This window comes from Streptomyces sp. NPDC055025, from assembly GCF_053608565.1.
Window position 1 is genome coordinate 22,189 of sequence record NZ_JBSGVS010000049.1, and the last position, 17,170, is coordinate 39,358.

14 protein-coding genes and 2 tRNA genes are annotated in these 17,170 nt (G+C 70.7%); 12 read left to right on the forward strand and 4 right to left on the reverse strand.

The genetic code is table 11. The annotated features are described in order from the left end of the window. Window positions 1-6: 6 nt before the first annotated feature. The 7 genes from ACWGDX_RS27195 to ACWGDX_RS27225 all read left to right on the forward strand — a co-directional run bounded on the left by ACWGDX_RS27195 (window position 7) and on the right by ACWGDX_RS27225 (window position 4,416). Window positions 7-159, forward strand: coding sequence for a hypothetical protein (locus tag ACWGDX_RS27195; RefSeq protein ID WP_453629662.1), 153 nt, complete (start codon window positions 7-9; stop codon window positions 157-159). A gap of 84 nt (window positions 160-243) precedes the next feature. Beyond that, window positions 244-405 carry a hypothetical protein gene (locus ACWGDX_RS27200; protein ID WP_169922600.1) on the forward strand — a complete coding sequence of 54 codons (162 nt, stop codon included), beginning with the start codon at window positions 244-246 and terminating at the stop codon, window positions 403-405. A 38-nt stretch (window positions 406-443) separates the two neighbouring features. Then, window positions 444-1,109 carry a nicotinate-nucleotide adenylyltransferase gene (nadD, locus tag ACWGDX_RS27205; RefSeq protein ID WP_363085544.1) on the forward strand — a complete coding sequence of 222 codons (666 nt, stop codon included), beginning with the start codon at window positions 444-446 and terminating at the stop codon, window positions 1,107-1,109. A gap of 29 nt (window positions 1,110-1,138) precedes the next feature. Next, window positions 1,139-2,986 carry a LytR C-terminal domain-containing protein gene (locus ACWGDX_RS27210; protein WP_453629665.1) on the forward strand — a complete coding sequence of 616 codons (1,848 nt, stop codon included), beginning with the start codon at window positions 1,139-1,141 and terminating at the stop codon, window positions 2,984-2,986. Window positions 2,987-3,155: 169 nt separating this feature from the next. Further along, the gene (gene rsfS, locus ACWGDX_RS27215) at window positions 3,156-3,605 is read left to right on the forward strand and encodes a ribosome silencing factor (protein ID WP_453629667.1); all 450 of its coding nucleotides are present in this window, start codon (window positions 3,156-3,158) and stop codon (window positions 3,603-3,605) included. Further along, window positions 3,602-4,255 (forward strand): histidine phosphatase family protein, encoded by a 654-nt coding sequence (locus ACWGDX_RS27220; RefSeq protein ID WP_453629728.1) that lies wholly within the window; start codon window positions 3,602-3,604, stop codon window positions 4,253-4,255. The genes rsfS and ACWGDX_RS27220 overlap by 4 nt, the downstream gene beginning before the upstream one ends. Window positions 4,256-4,343: 88 nt before the next feature. After that, window positions 4,344-4,416: transfer RNA gene (locus ACWGDX_RS27225), tRNA-Ala, on the forward strand. A gap of 172 nt (window positions 4,417-4,588) precedes the next feature. Here the strand turns inward: ACWGDX_RS27225 and ACWGDX_RS27230 are convergent. After that, window positions 4,589-5,446, reverse strand: coding sequence for a helix-turn-helix transcriptional regulator (locus ACWGDX_RS27230; RefSeq protein ID WP_453629730.1), 858 nt, complete (start codon window positions 5,444-5,446; stop codon window positions 4,589-4,591). Window positions 5,447-5,728: 282 nt separating this feature from the next. On the opposite strand from ACWGDX_RS27230, the gene ACWGDX_RS27235 reads away from it, so the two are divergent. Both ACWGDX_RS27235 and ACWGDX_RS27240 read left to right on the forward strand, forming a co-directional pair. Continuing rightward, on the forward strand, window positions 5,729-7,084 hold the full coding sequence (locus ACWGDX_RS27235; RefSeq protein WP_453629732.1) for an MFS transporter: 1,356 nt from the start codon (window positions 5,729-5,731) through the stop codon (window positions 7,082-7,084). 301 nt (window positions 7,085-7,385) lie between these two features. Next, window positions 7,386-7,619, forward strand: a complete 234-nt coding sequence (locus tag ACWGDX_RS27240) for a hypothetical protein (RefSeq protein ID WP_046498555.1) — start codon at window positions 7,386-7,388, stop codon at window positions 7,617-7,619. Here ACWGDX_RS27240 and ACWGDX_RS27245 read toward each other — a convergent pair. Beyond that, window positions 7,588-8,904, reverse strand: coding sequence for a glycosyltransferase 87 family protein (locus ACWGDX_RS27245; RefSeq protein WP_453629734.1), 1,317 nt, complete (start codon window positions 8,902-8,904; stop codon window positions 7,588-7,590). The genes ACWGDX_RS27240 and ACWGDX_RS27245 overlap by 32 nt on opposite strands. A 125-nt stretch (window positions 8,905-9,029) precedes the next feature. On the opposite strand from ACWGDX_RS27245, the gene ACWGDX_RS27250 reads away from it, so the two are divergent. Then, window positions 9,030-9,102, forward strand: a tRNA-Ala gene (locus ACWGDX_RS27250). A gap of 187 nt (window positions 9,103-9,289) precedes the next feature. Here ACWGDX_RS27250 and ACWGDX_RS27255 read toward each other — a convergent pair. Continuing rightward, window positions 9,290-10,876, reverse strand: a complete 1,587-nt coding sequence (locus ACWGDX_RS27255) for a ferredoxin (protein WP_453629669.1) — start codon at window positions 10,874-10,876, stop codon at window positions 9,290-9,292. Beyond that, window positions 10,873-12,726 carry a hypothetical protein gene (locus ACWGDX_RS27260; protein WP_453629670.1) on the reverse strand — a complete coding sequence of 618 codons (1,854 nt, stop codon included), beginning with the start codon at window positions 12,724-12,726 and terminating at the stop codon, window positions 10,873-10,875. The genes ACWGDX_RS27255 and ACWGDX_RS27260 overlap by 4 nt, the downstream gene beginning before the upstream one ends. 485 nt (window positions 12,727-13,211) lie before the next feature. Between ACWGDX_RS27260 and leuS the strand changes: the two genes are divergently transcribed. Next, window positions 13,212-16,088, forward strand: coding sequence for a leucine--tRNA ligase (gene leuS, locus ACWGDX_RS27265; RefSeq protein ID WP_453629672.1), 2,877 nt, complete (start codon window positions 13,212-13,214; stop codon window positions 16,086-16,088). A 194-nt stretch (window positions 16,089-16,282) separates the two neighbouring features. Next, a complete protein-coding gene (locus tag ACWGDX_RS27270; RefSeq protein ID WP_453629674.1) occupies window positions 16,283-17,125 on the forward strand; it encodes a hypothetical protein in 843 nt (280 codons plus the stop codon). Window positions 17,126-17,170: the final 45 nt, after the last annotated feature.

Below are 17,170 nucleotides of genomic sequence, written 5' to 3' on the forward strand. Positions count from 1 at the left end.
CCCGACATGCCGGATACCGTCATACTGCTCGCCGCGGCGACCGATCAGCAGGGACCGGGGGATACGCTCCGGATCGTGCTGGGCGCCTCCATGGTCGGAGCCGTCCTGCTCGCCTGGTTCCTGTTGCGCGGATACCGCGACAACGACCACAACGACTGAGTCGGCGTGAGGGTGCCCGGGGCCCCCGCATACGATGTGCGCGCGAAGTCTCCGCTCCGACACGATCGATAGGGCCTGTTGAAGATGAGCCTCACCGGCACCGCCGCCAACCTGGTCATGCTCGCCGAGGGCGCCGAACACGGCGGCAACCACGAAAGCCTCAACCCGTACCTCATCGGCGGCGGCGCGCTGTTCGGACTGCTGCTGCTGCTGTGGATCACCACCCGCTTCAACCGCGACCGCTGACCCCGGCTCGTAACCCGGTGCCAGTAGGCTCTGCACGCATGGGAGAGCAGCAAGCGTCCACCGGCGCCGGAACCGGCCTTGTGACCGGTCCCGGATCCGGCCCCGCGGTGAGCCGCGGCAGACGCCGACTCGGCGTGATGGGCGGGACCTTCGATCCGATCCACCACGGACACCTGGTGGCGGCCAGTGAAGTGGCCGCCCTGTTCCATCTCGACGAGGTGGTGTTCGTGCCGACCGGGCAGCCGTGGCAGAAGACCCAGCGCGCGGTCTCCCCGGCCGAGGACCGTTATCTGATGACGGTCATCGCCACGGCGTCGAATCCGCAGTTCTCGGTCAGCCGCAGCGACATCGACCGCGGTGGTCCGACGTATACGATCGACACGCTGCGGGATCTTCGGTCCCTCCACGGCGACGCGGATCTCTTCTTCATCACCGGAGCCGACGCGCTCTCCCAGATTCTGAGCTGGCGGGACCACGAAGAGCTGTTCTCGCTCGCCCATTTCATCGGTGTCACACGGCCGGGCCATGATCTGTCGGCCGACGGACTGCCCAAGGGCGGGGTGTCCCTGGTGGAGGTTCCGGCGCTGGCGATCTCGTCGACCGACTGCCGGGAGAGAGTCGCGAAGGGCGATCCGGTCTGGTACCTGGTGCCCGACGGTGTGGTGCGCTACATCGACAAACGGCAGTTGTACCGCGGCGCATGAGCGACTGAGCCACGGAGAGGGGCACACCGGTGAACGACCAGCAGCAGCCGTACGATCCGTACGACCCGTATTACACGCAGCCCCAGCTCGTCGGGTACGACGAATACGGGCAGCCGGTGTACCAGCAGCCGCAACAGCAGCAACAGCACCAGCAGCAACAGGAACAGCAGCACCAACAACCGCAGCAGGAGCAGCAGCAGGGGTACGGATACGACCCGTACGCCCCGCAGTCCCCGCAGTCCCCGCACCCTCAGCAGCCGCCGTCCCAGGGGCAGTACGACCCCTACGCCCAGCAGCAGGGATACGGATACGACGGGTACGGCTACGACACCGGGCAGCAGCAGGCGTACGAGACGGATCGGCAGCCCCCTGTCGCGGTCGACGCCACCCAGCAGTGGAACATCCCGCAGCAGCAGACGGCGCAGCAGCATTACGTTTCGCGGCAGGAGCACGGCGCGCAGCAACAACAGTCCATGCCCGGCGCGGTGGAGGAGCGGGCGTCCGAGCAGGCTGCCCAGCCTGCCGTACCCGAGCAGCGGCGCGCCGAGACAGCCGAGACACAGGGGGCCCAGGAGGTCCAGGGGGCTCGGGAGACTCAGGGGGCCCAGGGGGCTCAGGACCGCGAGTACCGGACCGAGCAGTTCTCCTTCATCGAGGAGCCGGACGAGGACTCCGAAGACGTCATCGACTGGCTCAAGTTCACCGAGAGCCGCTCCGAGCGCCGTGAGGAGGCCCGGCGCCGGGGCCGTAACCGTGTGGTGGCCCTGATCGTCGTGCTGGCCCTGGCGGTCGTCGGCGGTGTCGGCTATCTCTGGTACGCGGGCAAGCTGCCCGGACTGTCCACGACGGAGAAGAAGCAGGGCACGGCCACGGGACCGCAGAAGCGCGATGTGATCGTGGTGCATCTGCACAACACCAAGCAGAAGGGCACGTCCACGGCCCTGCTGATCAACAACTCCACGACCGGCCGGGGCACGACCCTGCTGCTGCCCAACTCCCTCTCCGTCGCCAATGAGGACGGCGAGGCCACCACGCTCGGCAAGTCGGTCGACGAGGACGGCTCGGACGGCACCCGTGAGGCCGTGGGGATCCTGCTCGGCACCGAGATCACCGGCACCTGGCGGCTGGACACCCCCTATCTGGACAATCTCGTCGAACTGGTCGGCACCATCGATCTGACCACCGACACCGAGGTGCCCGCCGCGAAGAAGGGCGAGGCGCCGGTGGTGAGGAAGGGCGAGAACCAGACGCTCAGCGGGCGGATGGCCGTCGCCTACGCGACCTACCGAGGGCCGGGCGAGCCGGAGTCGAAGCAGCTCCAGCGGTTCGGCCAGGTGCTCCAGGGCGTGCTGCGGAAGATCTCGGACGATCCGCAGGCCGCCACCATCACCGTGGAGACACTGGCGCAGATCCTCGACCCGTCGCTGCCCGAGAAGGACCTGGGCGCCTCGCTCGCCAAGCTCGCCGAACACGCGAAGGTGGGCGACTACACCACGACGGTGCTGCCCGTCGAGGCGGACGGCACGCTCAGCGAGCAGACCGCCGACACCGTGGTCAAGGACGTCCTGGGCGGCTCGGTCAGCGCTCCGGAGCAGGGCGCGGCCGTACGGGTCGGGGTGAAGAACGCGAGCGGGAACCAGGACGCGGCGGAGTCCGCCCGGATCTCCCTGGTCAACGGCGGCTATGGCTTCGTGGACGCCGGCACCGGTCTCGCGCAGACGGCCTCGCTGGTCAGCTACGGCGATAACGCGGACAAGCCGCAGGCGGTCGAGGTGGCCAAGACGCTGGGACTGCCGACGACCGCGGTACAGAAGGGCACCCCCGCCCCGAACGCCGATGTCTCGGTGGTCCTGGGCGAGGACTACAAGGTCAACTAGTCGACCAGGAGACCGGCCGACCGGGGACCGACGGGTCCGGGCCGTGTGCGAGACGCCTTCGCGCACGGCCCGGACCGGTCCCCGGCCGGGCCGCGGAGAATGGCTGTGCCGGGGGACGGTGGGGCGTGAGATCCTGGATGTCTCCATGACCGTCGACGGAAGCTTGCTTGTGACCGCTACTGATCGTTCCATCCAGCTTGTCAACGCCGCTGCCCAGGCGGCGGCGGACCGGCTCGCACACGACATCATCGCGTACGACGTCAGCGATGTGCTGTCGATCACCGATGCCTTCGTGCTCGCCTCCGCGCCCAACGACCGCCAGGTCAAGTCGATCGTCGACGAGATCGAGGAGCGGCTCCAGAAGGAGCTGGGCGCCAAGCCGGTGCGTCGCGAGGGCGACCGCGACGCCCGCTGGATCCTGCTCGACTACGTCGACATCGTCGTGCACGTCCAGCACAGCGAGGAGCGGGTCTTCTACGCCCTGGAGCGGCTGTGGAAGGACTGCCCCGAGCTGGAGCTGCCCGAGGACGCCGTCAAGACCCGGGGCAAGTCCGCGGAGCGCGCCGGAGCCACCAGGTCCGCCGGATCGGCCGGCGAGACGGACGGTGAGCTGCGCTGAACGGCGGCAAGCGCGGCAGGGGCCGCCGTATCGTCCTGTGGCGGCATGGCCAGACCGCCTGGAATGTGGAGCGCCGCTTCCAGGGCTCCACGGACATCGGGCTGACCTCCGCCGGTATCGCCCAGGCCCGGCGATCGGCCCGGCTGCTGGCCTCCCTGAAGCCGGACGCGATCATCTCGTCCGACCTTCAGCGGGCCGCCGCCACGGCCGCCGAGCTGGTCGCGATCACCCGGCTGGACGTCTCGTACGACGCGAGCCTCCGCGAGACCTTCGCGGGAGCCTGGCAGGGGCTGACCCACGAGGAGATCGTCGACGGCTTCGGGGAGCAGTACGCGGCGTGGAAGCGCGGCGAGCCCGTCCGGCGCGGCGGCGGTGAGCTGGAGACCGAGGTCGCCGACCGGGCCGCGCCCGTGGTGCTCCGGCACGCCGACAAACTGCCCGACGACGGCACTCTCGTGGTGGTCAGCCACGGCGGCACGATCCGCACCACGATCGGGCGGCTGCTGGGCCTGGAGGCGCACCACTGGGAGGGCCTCGGCGGGCTCTCCAACTGCTGCTGGTCGGTCCTCGGCGAGGGCGCGCGCGGCTGGCGGCTGCTGGAGCACAACGCGGGAACCCTCCCCGAACCGGTCCTCGGCGACGACGACTGAACGGCTCCTGGCGGCGGTGGGGCCGGGATTTCACTTTCCGGCTGGTCGCAGGCTAAAGTTCTTCTTGTTCGCAGCGCGGAGAACACGCGGGGCTATAGCTCAGTTGGTAGAGCGCCTGCATGGCATGCAGGAGGTCAGGAGTTCAATTCTCCTTAGCTCCACAAACCGGATCCCGTCCCCAGCAGGGGGCGGGATTTCTGCTGTGCGGCGGCGGCTCCGGGTGCTCTGTTCCGTTGTGACTGGTCGCGGCTGGTCGTGGCTGGCCGGTGCCGGTGCCGGTGCCGGTGCCGGTGCGTGACGCGGTGATGCCGTGATGGCGTGATGCGTGGTGGTCTACGCGCCGGGGCGCAGCGCGCGTATCGTGGCCGTCCTCTGCGAGCTCTCCTCGTCCGCCGGGGTGTAGACGACGATCCGGCACTCCGGCATCCCGTTGACCGACAGCGAGACCGAGGTCATCCGTATCTCGCCGGCGACCGCCTCGTGCCGGAACGTCTTCACCCGGGGCCCCGGCGGTATCACGTCCCCGCTCTCCCACAGCTCGGCGAAGCGCGGGCTGGCCGCCGAAAGACGGCGGACGAACGACTCCCACTCCGGCTCGCCCACATGCCGTCCGTACGCCCCGCGCAGTGTCGCCACCATCACCGGCAGCTCCGTCTCCGGATAGACCAGCGGACAGGTGTTCTCGGGCACGCAGAACAGGATCCACAGCACGTTCGGATATCCGTACGCGCGTATCGTCCGGATGTCGAAGAGGTCGTCATAGGCGCTGTTGGTCGCGAGGATGTCGTAGCGCGCGTTGTACACCACCGCGGGCAGCGGATCGAGGGTGTCGATGATGCCCTGGATCTCCGGGCCGACACCGTCCGCGTCGGCCTGCGGATCCGGTTCGTGCGGCACCTCCGCGAGATGGTAGAGATGCTCGCGCGCCGCCCGGTCGAGCCGCAGGGTGCGCGCCACCGCGTCCAGCACCTGCGCGGAGGCGTTGATCGGACGTCCCTGCTCCAGCCATGTGTACCAGGTCACGCCCACACCGGAGAGCTGCGCGACCTCCTCGCGGCGCAGCCCCGGCGTACGGCGGCGGAGCCCCGGCGGCATGCCGACATCGGCGGGGGTCACCCGCGCCCGGCGCCCGCGCAGAAAGGCGGCCAGCTCGGATCTGCGCCGCCGGCTCGTGGCGTCCCGCACTGTCATCGTGGTCACACCCCCATCGTCCGTCCCCGCGCCGTCCCTTGCCAGGTGCTGTCAGTACCAGCATCGGTGGGCTCTCGTTACCGGTACCCGACCGGCCTCAGGCTCGGTGCCATGACGACCACCTCATCCGAGAACCCACCACACACCCGCGGATCCAGTAAAGACGACGGCACTGACAAGGGCGGGGGAGCGGTCGGTGCCGGCACCGGAGCGGTCGGCACCGGCACCGGCGCTCGCGCCCGGCCCGGTCTGCTGCTCGCCGTGGTGCTCGCGGCCCAGTTCATGGCGCTGCTCGACGTGTTCATCGTCAATGTGGCGGCGCCGACGATCCGTACCGAACTCGACGCCTCGGGCGCCGGACTCCAGCTCGTCATCGCCGGTTACACCATCGCGTACGCCGTCCTGCTGATCACCGGTGCCAGGCTCGGTGATCTGCTGGGCCACCGCCGGCTGTATCTGGGCGGGCTCGCGGTCTTCACCGCCGCCTCGCTCGCCTGCGGACTGGCCGCGGGCACCGGCCAGTTGATCGCGTTCCGACTGGTCCAGGGCGCGGGCGCGGCGCTGATGATCCCGCAGGTGCTCAGCCTGATCCAGCGCAACTTCGCCGGTGAGCGGCGGGTACGGGCGCTCGGCGCCTACGCCGCCGTACTCGCCACCGGAGCCGCCGCCGGACAGGTGGTGGGCGGGGTGCTGGTCAGCGCCGATCTGTTCGGCGCGAGCTGGCGGCCGGTCTTCCTCGTGAACGTACCGATCGGGGTGGCGCTGCTGGCCCTGGGCGCCCGCGTACTGCCGCGGGACGGACGCGGCCGGCCGGAGCGCGCCCGCGGTCTGGATCTGCCGGGGCTGGTGCTGCTGGCCGCCGCGGTCTCGCTCCTCACCGTGCCGCTGGTCCTCGGCCAGGAGGAGGACTGGCCGCTCTGGTCATGGGTCTCCCTGGCCGCCGCCGCCGTGGTCTTCGGCTGCTTCCTCGTCCACGAGTCCCGGCTCGCCCGGCGCGGGGGCGCCCCGTTGATCGCGCCAAGAGTGCTCCGTATCCCCGGGATGGGCCTCGCGGCCCTGCGGATCCTGCTGGTGATGGCGGTCAACGCGGGCTTCCTGTTCAGCTTCACCCTCTATGTCCAGGGCGGCCTGGGCTACAGCGCGCTGCGCGCGGGACTGACCTTCGCGCCGATGGCCGTGGTCTTCGGTCTGGTCGGACTGACCTGGCGGAACTGGCCCCGGAGGATGCAACGGGCGCTGGTTCCCGGCGGATTCGTGCTGACGGCCGTCTCCTGCGCCGCCGTGGGCTGGGTGCTCCGGGACATCGGTGACGGCGGGTTCGCCATGTATGCCGCTTGCATAGCGCTTGGTGTCGGTCTGGCGCTCGGGTTCAGCCCCACCCTGACGGGCGCGCTGGCGACCGTACGCCAGGAGGACGCGGCGGACGCCAGCGGACTGCTCGCGACCGTCACCCAGCTCGGCCAGCTCATCGGGGTCGCGACATTCGGGACGCTCTTCCTGAACCGGCTGGCGGTGCCGGGCCACGACGCGCCGGGCGACGCGCTCCTGGTGTGTACGCTCGCGCTCGCCGGCGCCGCGATCCTGGGCGCGGCGGCGGGTTCCGTGAAGGCGATGAGACGGGCCCCATCGGCGCGATAAGGCGTCCCGCGATCCGACGACGTCCGGTATAAGCCCTTACAGGGAGGCTTTTTCCGGCTGCCCGTCAGGCTCCGGCGTGGCAGAATCTGACAACCGGAGGGGACGAAGGGCCGGACCGGAGGGGAGAGCCGTATTGTCCGCCAGCAGCATCGAGGAGCCCGATGATCTGCTTGCCCCGGCGGAGGCGCTCGCCGGCCTCAATTGCCCCTCGTGCGGTTCGTCCCAGGTGGCTCAAGTGCTCGGTGACAACGGCGGGATTTCCTACGTGTGTACGGCCTGCGGCCACTGTTGGAGCTGATTGATGGGTGCCCACAGGCGTAAATGCGACTGGTGCGGCAGTGGTACGCCGATCGTCCGGGACATGGATCCGCTCAACCCCGAGTTCCAGTACTGGTGCGAGGAGTGCGCGCGGGCGCTGATCATAAAAGGCGACCCCATCGAGACCTACCGGGAACTGGAGGGCGAGCCGATCTACGGCCGTCTCCTGGACGAGCACTGCACGCTCAAGCGGTTCTACTCGTTCGCCACGGCCTGACCGTGTCCCCGGGGCCCCGATGGTCCCGGGCCCTGAGTGTGTCGCCGAGCAGATGTCCGACGAAGGCCAGGGCCGTCAGCGGATAGAGCGCGCAGAGCGCCGTCCCGGCGACTCCCCGGGCCAGTACGGAGCCGCCGGGCTGGTGCGGTGCCCACCACAGGGCGTACGAACAGAAGATCAGCCAGGCCGCCGCCGCCCACCCGGTCCCCCCGCGCACCGCGGCATACAGCGCCATCGGCACACACCACACCCAGTGGTGCGACCAGGAGACCGGGCTGATCAGCAGCGCCGTCGCCGCACAGCAGACCACCGCTCCGGCGCGCTCCCCGCGCAGCCCCGCGGCGACGGCTGCCGCGAGCCCCGCCACGCCCACCACGGCGGCGGCCACGGGCCACCAGAGCGCCGGATCGCCGGTCTGCGACAGCCGGGCCAGCACCCCGCGCAGCGACTGGTTGGCGGTGTCCTCCGCGAGACCCGCGCGGCCGGCCTCGAAGAGGGTTCCGGTCCAGAAGCGGAGTGAGTCCCCGGGGAGCACGGCGGCGGCCAGGAGGGTCGCGCCGGCGAAGACGGCGGTGGCTGTCACGGCCTGGCGCAGCCAGGGGTTCCAGCCCGTCCCGCGTGCTCGTACCAGACCGATGAGCAGCAGCAGGACGGCGAAGAGGGCCGGGGTGAGCTTGACGGCGGCGGCGAAACCGATGCCGGCGCCCGCCCACCGGTGCTGAGGTCGTCCGTTCGGGAGGACGGGATCCCGGGTGAGATCCCACAGCACGGCCACCGCGAGCAGCAGATTGATCTGCCCGTAGCGCAGCGTCGTCCAGACCGGCTCGCACCAGACGGCGAACGCGGCCGCCCACAGCGTCGCGACCCACAGCCGGGCCGCCCGCGGTGACGCCTCCTTAGGAGGACGCGTTCCTCCCTGGAGGGCGAGCCGGAGGGAGAGCCGTACGAACACGACGAGCAGCAGCAGATTCCCGGCGGTCGCGAGCGTGCGCAGCACCGGCACACCCGGCAGCGTGAGCGGGGTGAACAGCAGCGCGGCGAACGGCGGGTAGGTCATGGGGAGTCGGGCGTGGGTCGCGCGCATCGCATAGAGATCCAGGCCGTCGAGCACCGTACGTCCCTCGGCGCGGTAGACCATCAGATCGATCATCGAGACCCCGGCCGCACGCTGCGCGGTCCAGAACGCGGCGAAGGAGACCAGACAGACGCAGGCGGCGATCAGGAGCGCGCGCCGGGGGGACGGGCTCCGGTCGCTGGTCCGGACAAGCTGCACAAGTACGGGAATGGTCACAAAAAGCGACAGTACCGGTCGAATCGATGCGGACTGGAAACGATTTGGTGATCGGCCGGAAGGACCGTGTAATGTTGGCGCTGCCGCCGCCGGGGGAGCCCGGGAGCGGCGCATAGCAAGGGGCTATAGCTCAGTTGGTAGAGCGCCTGCATGGCATGCAGGAGGTCAGGAGTTCAATTCTCCTTAGCTCCACAGTGGATAGTCAGGTAGTCGGAGAAGCGGGTCATCCGGATCGGATGGCCTGCTTCTCTTTGTGCTCCGGCTTCTCCGTGTGCTCCCGCTTCCCTGTGCTCCTGCGCGTGCTCTCTCGCGCCGTGTACAGGTGCGCGACAGGGGACGGACGGAGCCCGAGGGCCCCGTCCGTCCCGGTGCTCAACGCTCAACCACGCCCGGGGCCCAGGGCCTTGCGGCCACCGCCGGGCGGCAGCGCGGCGCGCGCGGGCCGCGCGGGCGCCGGCTGCTCGATACGGAGTGCGAGCTCCGGGCATCTGCGCACCGCGCGCTGCGCGCGTCCCCGCAGATGCATGGGAACGGACGCGTCCGCGAGCGCCGGATAGCCGTCGGGCCCCAGTCTGATCAGCTCGGGGACGATATCGGCGCAGAGCCCGTGACCCTGGCAGAGCGTCCAGTCCACGGCGAGCTTCTCGCCGCTCGGAATCGACTCCTCGGCGTCCTGGTAGCCGGGACCGGGCAGCGGCAGCACACCGGTCGTCTCACGCCCGCAGCCCCCGTCCAGCACATGCGCGGCGAGGTCGTCGGTGAACGCCGACAGCGTGGAGGCGAAGAAGCGCGCCGAGCCGTCGGGGTGCTTGCAGGCGCCCCGGCCCTTGACCGCCTGGGTCACCGCGCGCAGCGCCTCCAGCGCGGCGGGACCGCCTCCGTTGATGACATCGGAGAGACCGCCCGCGGCGGCGGGCAGACCGAGCTTGCACGGACCGCACTGACCGGCCGTCTCGGCCGCGAGCCAGTTGGCGACCCGGAGCGCCTCGCCCAGCGGACAGGTCTCGGGGCCGATCGGCAGGATCGCGCCCGCGCCCAGCGCGCCGCCGAAGGACGCGAGGGACTCCTTGGAGACGACGGCCTCATGGGCGGCCACTGAGTCGATCCAGTTGCCGTGGTAGCCGCCGGTCAGCACGCCCTGCGGGAGCGGCGGCGCACCGGCCATCTGAAGGACGTACCGCAGGGGCACACCCGTCGGCACCTCGACGACCATCGGGCGGGCGACCGCGCCCGAGATGGTGAGCATGACGGTGCCCGGCTCGGTGTCGAGCCCGGTGTGCCCGTAGCGCCGGGCGCCGATCCGGGCGCCGACGGCTAGCTGGGCGAAGGTCTCCGCGTTGGACAGCAGCGTCGGCAGACCGCCGACACCGGACTCGGCCGCGCGCTCACGGCGGCCCGGCGGCAGGGCGGGCCCGCCGCCGATGGCGCGGATCACGGAGGAGGCCTCACCCGAGACCATGCGCTCCGGGGTACGGACCACCCGCGCGCGCAACTGCTGGCCGCGCCGGTCGGAGAGTCCCCGCTCGGCGAGCGCCGCGCGGATCGAGACCTCGGTGGAATTACGGGTGACGGCGATGACCAGCGTGCGGGCGCCGAGCGCCTCGGCGGCCAGCAGCGCGCCGTCGAGGATGAGATGCGGGGCGCGGTTGATCAGCACCGTGTCCTTGCGGCAGGCGGGCTCGCCCTCACTGCCGTTGATCACGACGACGGGCCGCACACCACGGCGGATCGCGGCCGTGGCCACCGCGCGCAGCTTCTTGGCGAAGGGGAATCCGGCGCCTCCCCGGCCGGTCAGGGACATGTTCTCGGCGAGCTGCGCCAGCCGTTCCCCGGTCACGGGCTCCAGCGGGCCGTGGACCTTGAGATGCATGGGGAGATCGAGCCGCTCGACCAGGTCGAATCCCTGGGTGAGCTGGGGGAGCCCGACGACACGGACTTCGGGGACATCGGGGAGCGGGGTGTTCACGGTCGGTCTCCTGCGGGTGCGTGCCAGGGTTCCCCGGCCGGGGGCGGATAGAGGGGACCGGGGGAGGCCCCGGTCCCGTCCGACGGCGCGGACGAGGGCACGGAGGGGATGGGGGACGACGGGGCGGCGGAGGACGGCGGCGGGGAGACCGTGCCCTCATAGGTGGGGACCGCGCCCGTGTCGTAAGGAGGGAGGGAACCGGTTTCGTAGGAGGGAACCGAACCGGTGTCGTACGCCGGGGAGGAGCCGGCGCCGTAGGCGGGCACGGAGCCCGTGTCGTAGGCCGGGACGGAGCCGGTCTCGTACGTGGGTACGGAGCCGGTGTCGTACGTGGGCGCGGCGGTGTCGTACGTGGGTGCCGCGCCGGTGTCGTAGGCCGGGAGGGAGCCCGTGTCGTACGCCGGGATCGACCCGGTGTCGTACGGGGACGGGGCGTCGGGCCCGTAGACCGGGACGCCCCCGCCGCTCGTGTCGTACGGGGAGGGCGTCGTGCCGCCCGCTGGGTACGAGGGGTTCGCGCCGGTGTCGTACGGAGAGGCCCCGTTCGGGCCGTAGGTGGGGACCGCGCCGGTGTCGTACGGGGTCGACACGGGCGGTGCGAAGGCCTCCGCGGGGCGCGGCGGGGACGGCGCCGGCCAGGAACCGGGCCTGCCCGCGGGATCGTCGGAGATGACGGGGAGTTCCTCGGTCAGGGGAACGCGCTCGGCGAGGGGTATCTCGCCGGTCGGTATGCGGGTGGTGGGTTCACCTCCCCGCGAGACCGCGCGGTACCCGGCCGAGAGACCCGTACCGGACTCCGTCCGCGGACCGGAGGCCGCGAACGATTCCGTGGCGGAGAAGGGCTCCGCGGCGGCGAACGAATCCGTGGCGCCGCTGTCGGCGCCGATGCCGCTCGTGCCGGTGCTGAACGGATCCGACGCGGGGTAGGGCTCCGCCGTCGATCGCGTCGCCTCGTACAGCGGCGGGGCGGGGGCGGCGAGCCGCGGTGGGGTGCGCGGCCGGCCCAGAGCCCCTCCCAGCGGCTGCGCCGAGACGGCGGGCTCGCGCACGATCCGCTGCTGGTAGTCGGGCTGCGAGGGGATTCCCATCGCACCGGGGAGCGGGTCCGACGCGAGATCGCGACGGTTCTGCTCGGGCTCCGGCGTCTCAGGGACGCCGCCGGTCAGCACGAGGATCCGGTCGGCGAGGCGGCGCTTGACCGGGCGGGGCAGCAGCCGTGTGGACACGGCGGCGGCGACTCCGAGGAGAGCCAGACAGTACAGCGTGACGACCCAGGTCGCGGCCGGACGGCCGGTGTAGAGGCCGTGCACGAGTGCGAAGCACCAGGCCGGATAGGCCACCATGTGCATCGCGCGCCAGCGTCCCGCGAACCGGCCGGGCACGGCGAAGGCGCTGCGCATCGCGCCGGTCGTGGCGGCCACGACCATCAGCAGCCCGGCGAGCGAGCCGAAGCCGATGAGGCCGTTCGTACCGCTGACACCGAGGCCGAACGGCACCAGCGCGCCGAGCAGCGCCACATGCCCGAGGGTGACCTTGACGGTGACATGCAGCAGCAGAAAACCGAGCGAGGCGATCGCCGTCGCGCGGTGGACGCCCTGGGCCAGCAGCCGGTGGCGCGGGGAGAGCAGCACCCTGTCGGTGGCTATCAGACCCCAGGCCACGGCGCCGGTGAGGGACAGCAGCGACAGCACTCCGGTGGTGAAGTCGAGTGCGGCACGGAAGGCGTCGCCTCCCGCGACGGCGAGCAGGGGTACCAGTACCAGCGCGGCGACCGTGAGTCCGCCCTGCACCTGCCGGCTCATGCCGTGGTCCAGGGAGAGCGACGAGCTGAACTTGCGTTGAGGGTTCATGAGGGGGCAACTCCGAAGGGCTCGGGAAAGCGGTCCCGTTGCCGCATGCTAAGTGGAGCCATACCAGGCAGTACCCAATTTGCAGGTTTAACCGGGGGAAGGTGAGTTACCCGACTCCCGGCGGCCCGGGAGATGCCCCGGAACGGGTCGATACGCGGGGTAACAGGTTCCGCCGCCGGTCGTTCCACGATCGTTTCGTGCCCCTCTCGTGGCTCTCCCGTGCCCCTCGTGTGCTTGTACCGGTGCCACTCTGTGCGGGCTGTCGGGGCCCTGCGGTACCCTGACGCCATGCGAGCCGTACGCCTTCTGCTTAGCGGGCCGCGCTGATCAGTCCCGACGGATGAGAGATCCGGTCGGAATCGGCGCGGCGTCCCCTCCTGTGTGAGGGGTCTTTTTCGTTCACCGGCCGGCGCAGCCACTCGCCGAGTGGCACGGCACGGCCGAACCCCCGCCGGCAGTGACGATCGATGGAGCTTCAGAGGATCATGAGCGAGACGAATTCCGCTGCCGCCGAGCAGACAGCGCCGCACCGCTACACGGCCGCCATGGCCGCCGACATCGAGGCGCGCTGGCAGGACTTCTGGGACGCCGAGGGCACGTACGAGGCGCCGAACCCCACGGGTGACCTGGCCGGGGACCCGGCGGTGGTGGCCGAGCCCAAGAAGTTCATCATGGACATGTTCCCCTACCCGTCCGGCGCCGGTCTGCATGTCGGGCATCCGCTGGGTTATATCGCCACCGATGTGTTCGCCCGTCATCAGCGCATGACCGGGCACAATGTGCTGCACACGCTGGGCTTCGACGCGTTCGGCCTGCCCGCCGAGCAGCACGCGGTCGCCACCGGCACCCACCCCCGGGTGTCCACCGAGGCCGCCATGGCCAATATGAGGACGCAGCTGCGCCGGCTGGGTCTGGGACACGACAAGCGCCGGTCCGTGGCCACGATCGACCCGGACTACTACAAGTGGACCCAGTGGATCTTCGTACAGATTTTCAACTCCTGGTACGACAAGGACGCCGACAAGGCCCGCCCGATCGACACGCTGGTCGCGCAGTTCGAGAGCGGGCAGCGCGCCACTCCGGACGGGCGCCCCTGGAGTGCGCTGAGCGCCGTCGAACGCGCCGACGTCCTGGGTGAGTACCGGCTGGCCTACGCCTCCGACGCGCCCGTCAACTGGTGTCCGGGGCTGGGCACCGTACTGGCCAACGAGGAGGTCACCGCGGACGGCCGCTCCGAGCGCGGCAACTTCCCGGTGTTCAAGGCGAAGCTGCGCCAGTGGAACATGCGGATCACCGCGTACGCCGACCGGCTGCTGACCGATCTCGACGCGCTGGACTGGCCGGAGGCCATCAAGCTCCAGCAGCGCAACTGGATCGGCAGGAGCGAGGGCGCGCGCGTCGACTTCCCGGTCGGTGACGCGGGAGCGATCACGGTCTTCACGACCCGTCAGGACACCCTCTTCGGCGCCACCTACATGGTGCTGGCGCCGGAGCACGACCTGGTCGAGAAGATCGTCCCGGCGGTCTGGCCCGAGGGCACGCACGACGTATGGACGGGCGGACACGCGACCCCCGCCGACGCCGTCGGCGCGTACCGCAAGCAGGCCGCCTCGAAGTCCGATGTCGAGCGGCAGGCCGAGGCGAAGGACAAGACCGGTGTCTTCACCGGCGCGTACGCCACCAACCCGGTCAGTGGCGCGCGCGTACCCGTCTTCATCGCCGACTATGTGCTGATGGGGTACGGCACGGGCGCGATCATGGCCGTACCGGCGCACGACAGCCGTGACTTCGCGTTCGCGCGCGCCTTCGAGCTGCCGATGCGCTGTGTGGTGGAGCCCTCCGACGGCCGTTCCACCGATCCGGCGGAGTGGGACGACGCGTTCGACTCGTACGACGCGCGCGTCATCGACTCGACGGGTGCGGACATCTCCCTGGACGGCCTGACGGTGTCCGAGGCCAAGGCCCGGATCACCGAGTGGCTGGCCGGGCGGGGCATCGGCGAGGGCACGGTCAACTTCCGCCTGCGCGACTGGCTGTTCAGCCGCCAGCGCTACTGGGGCGAGCCCTTCCCCATCGTCTACGACGAGCACGGCACGGCGCACTCGCTGCCCGAGTCGATGCTGCCGCTGGAGCTGCCCGAGGTCGACGACTACTCGCCCCGTACGTTCGATCCGGACGACGCGGACACCCGGCCCGAGACACCGCTGTCGCGGAACGCGGAGTGGGTCGACGTCGAGCTGGACCTGGGCCGGGGCGAGGGCGTCAAGCGCTACCGCCGCGAGACCAACACGATGCCGAACTGGGCCGGTTCGTGCTGGTACGAGCTGCGCTATCTGGACCCGCACAACAGCGAGAAGCTGGTCGACCCGGCCATCGAGCGGTACTGGATGGGCCCCCGCGAGGGACAGCCGCACGGCGGTGTCGATCTGTACGTGGGCGGCGCGGAGCACGCCGTACTGCACCTGCTGTACGCGCGCTTCTGGTCCAAGGTGCTGTACGACCTGGGGCACATCTCCTCGGTCGAGCCCTTCCACAAGCTGTACAACCAGGGCATGATCCAGGCCTTCGTCCACCGCGACAGCCGGGGGATCGCGGTGCCCGCCGCCGAGGTCGAGGAGCGGGACGGCGGATACTGGTACCAGGGCGAGAAGGTCAGCCGTGTCCTGGGCAAGATGGGCAAGTCCCTGAAGAACGCGGTCACTCCGGACGAGATCTTCGCCGAGTTCGGCGCGGACACGCTGCGGCTGTACGAGATGGCGATGGGCCCGCTGGATGTCTCGCGGCCGTGGGACACGCGTGCGGTGGTCGGCCAGTACCGGCTGCTGCAACGGCTGTGGCGCAATGTGGTCGACGAGACGACGGGCGAGGTCACCGTCGTGGACGCCGAGCCCGACGAGGAGACGCTGCGCGCGCTGCACAAGGCGATCGACGGGGTCGCCCAGGACATGACGGCGCTGCGGTTCAACACCGCCATCGCCAAGATCACCGAGCTGAACAACCTGCTCACCAAGACGGCCCGGCCGGTGCCGCGTTCGGTCGCCGAGCGGCTGGTCCTGCTGATCGCGCCGCTGGCGCCGCATGTCGCCGAGGAGCTGTGGCGCCGGCTGGGCCACTCCGACTCGGTCGTCCACCAGGACTTCCCGGTCGCGGACCCGGCGTATCTCGTGGACGAGGCCGTGACATGCGTGGTGCAGATCAAGGGCAAGGTCAAGGCGCGGCTGGAGGTCTCGCCGTCGATCTCGGACGAGGAACTGGAAGCACTGGCGCTGGCCGACGAAGCGGTGGTCGCGGCGCTGGGCGGCGGAGGTATCCGCAAGGTGATCGTACGGGCGCCGAAGCTGGTGAACATCGTTCCCGCGTAGGGGCGGGCCGGGGACGCGGACCGGGTGGGAGACGGACCGAGGACAGCGGCAGGCCGGGTAAGCGGCGGTAGGCCGGGGTAGGCGGGGTAAGCAGGGCTTTCCCCTACGGGCAGGTTGGGGGTTTCCCAGGAACCCTCAACCTGCTTGTTCCGTTTACGGTGGAGAGAGCGTAAACGACAACGAAGGGGGCGCCCATGGAGGTCGTCATCGTGATCCTGGCGCTGCTCTTCGTCACGTTCGTATCACTCGGGGTGTACATGGGCGTGAAGGCCGTCGGCGCGGCCAAGCGCGGCGTCGACCGCACGATCTCGAACGCTCGCCGGACGGTGGAGGACACCACACTGCGGGCGAGAAGCCTCGGACAGATGGGTGTGGCCGGGGAGCTCGCCCAGCTCCGGGTGCGGCTGCGCACCTCGATGCGGGCGACACAGGAAGCGCTCCAGGCGGGGGTGGCGGAGGACGCCTCGCTGTCGGAGTCGGTCGCGCTCTTCGAGCGGCTCAGCGCGCACGGGCGGGAGCTGGATGAGGAGCTGCGCAGGCTGGAGCGCGATCCGGACCGGGCGAGGGTGGCCGAACACCTCCAGGAGCTGCGCGAGCGCACCGAGCGGATCACGCACTCGGCGGAGTCGCTGCGCTGGGCGGCGAGGGACCGGGCGCGGAAGTTCGCGGAGGACGATCTGTCGTCGCTGAGCGCCCAGATCGATGTGGAGTCGGGCGCGCTGCGGCACTGGTCGACGCCGGAGCCGGCGGCCGACCAGCGGCAGGGCGAGCGGTCCACGACGCATGAGAGGCGCGAGAGCCCCGAGGGGCGCGAGCAGCATGTGGTGTGGCCGGAGCCCGAGGGCACCTGGCCCGGGGCCGAGCCCCGGGTGGCGGCCGATGAGACCGATGGACCGGGGTCGGGACAGGGGCAGGGATCCGCGCAGGGGCGCGGGCAGGACCGGACGCCGGCCATCGAGCCACCCGGTGTCCGGCCGCGGATCGCCTACCCGTGGCAGAAGCGGACGGGCCAGGCGAGGCCCGAGAGCACGAACTGACCGGAATCGACCGGACACGCCTGCGGCCAGGGCGAAATCGATCAT